The sequence below is a fragment of the Bradyrhizobium sp. NAS80.1 genome (assembly GCF_001908205.1).
GTDB lineage: Bacteria > Pseudomonadota > Alphaproteobacteria > Rhizobiales > Xanthobacteraceae > Bradyrhizobium.
In genome coordinates this window covers 1-1700 of record NZ_LGHL01000469.1, presented here as the reverse complement: position 1 = coordinate 1700, position 1700 = coordinate 1, and the positions used below count along the sequence as shown (strand labels likewise).

Annotated in this window: 1 protein-coding gene; it reads right to left on the bottom strand. The window is 60.9% G+C overall.

Translation table 11 applies throughout. The annotated features are described in order from the left end of the window. Nucleotides 1–331: 331 nt before the first annotated feature. On the bottom strand, nucleotides 332–1537 hold the full coding sequence (locus AC629_RS44280; RefSeq protein WP_063677366.1) for an integrase core domain-containing protein: 1206 nt from the start codon (nucleotides 1535–1537) through the stop codon (nucleotides 332–334). Nucleotides 1538–1700 lie beyond the last annotated feature (163 nt).

The window sequence follows — 1700 nt, the reverse complement described above, 5'->3', positions numbered from 1 at the left end:
CCCTCCCCCGCTACCAGTAAAATCAATTGTCCAGACCGAAGACATCGGTAACAGATCGTACCTAAGACATAGGTGACAACCTCGTGCCGAGCGGGTTGCCGATTGGTTGCAAGGTCATTTACTCCAGGGTCGATCCAGCCAACGCCCAACGCATCCGATTTGGTGTGTTACGGCGAGACGCGTTCATGGCATGACCATTATTGCTCGGTCCGCGCTTTCGCCGTCAACCCCGCGCGGCAAAGGCCGCGCCCCTGCGGGCTTCGGGGGGTGACGGCTCAGCGCGGCCAAGCAACTGGCCACCATGCCAAGAATGCAGGAAAGCGCATCTCGGTCAGAGCGCCGAGGCTGTACTTGAGACATGGGTGGCGGGCTTCGGGCCGAACGGGTTGTCGAGGGGCTGCAAGGTCTTTTGTTCGAGGTCGAAGTAACCGAGATCGTAATGCATGAAGCTGACGAGCCAAATGCCGTCGTCGACTTCCTTGATGCCGAGCTTCTGGCCGGCCAGCACGGTCGAGATGTTGATCTTCTTGCGATGGAGGCAGAGGCGGCCGCAGGCGGTGATGACACCGTCGCGGTCGTGGAACGGATATGTGAGTTCCGGCAGACCATCGTAGCGGCGGGTTGAGGCTGTGTAGAGCTCTCCGGGGCACTTCATGTCGAGCGCCTCGTGGGGACGTTCAGAATTGAACTCGCGGAGGAAGGCATCGAAGCGTGCCTGCTGCTGCAAGCTGTTGAACCCCGGCGGCCGGGTGGCCTCCTTCTTCAGCGTGAGATGCATGCGCTCGTGACGGCCGTTCTGCTGCGGATGGCCAGGCTTGATGCGTTCGATCGCAATGCCGAGTCTGAGCCACCACACCGACAGCTTCGAGAGGTTGAACAGCGCGTTTGGACTGGCAAAGGGCACGCCATTGTCGGAGCGGATGGCAAACGGCAGACCGCGCTCGCGGAACAGCCGTTCAAAGGCAGTAATGGCAGGGTCTTCCCGCGTGGAATCCAGCGCTTCACAGAGCAGCAGGAAGCGCGAGGCATGGTCGGTGACGGTCAGCGGATAGCAGTATCGGCCATTGCCGAGCTTGAACTCGCCCTTGAAGTCGGCACACCACAGATCGTTGGCAAGCGTGCCCTGCGACAGCGGCGTGCCGTGCGCGCGGTGGCGCGGCACGCAGCCGCGCTTGACCAGGCCATGGCGGTCGAGGATCGCATGGATGGTGCTTTTGGCCGGCACCCGGACGTCGCCGTCGAGCCGTCGCACCAGGAGCTCGCGGATCTTGCGGGCGCCCCAGTGTGGCTTCTCGCCCTTCAGCCGAACGATCAGGGTCTCGACCTGCTGCGGGAGCTGGTTGGCGTAACGGATCGGCCGCCTGGAGCGGTCGCTTAACGCTTCAAGCCCGTGCTCCTTGTAACGATCGAAAATCTTGTAGCCAGTTTTGCGGGAGATGCCGAACTCCCGGCAGACCTCGGCCATGGCTTCTCCATCCAGAAGCCGGGCGACAAAGCGAAGGCGCTCTTCCATTACCGAACTCGCTTTCCACGGCATCCACACCTCCCGCAGAACAAAAGCGGAAAGTGTAACCCATGTGTCCGGTACGTTCTGTCACCTATGTCTCGGGCCGCTCAAATGATTTATGACCCATTTCATTCTGGGTGAATTTTTCGCACCACGTCTCGCACCACATTTTCGGTTCCATATCTGCCGTAGC

Coding starts and splice junctions, on each gene's coding strand:
- AC629_RS44280 (WP_063677366.1), bottom strand. CDS start 1,537: ATGCCGTGGAAAGCGAGTTCGGTAATGGAAGAGCGCCTTCGCTTTGTC.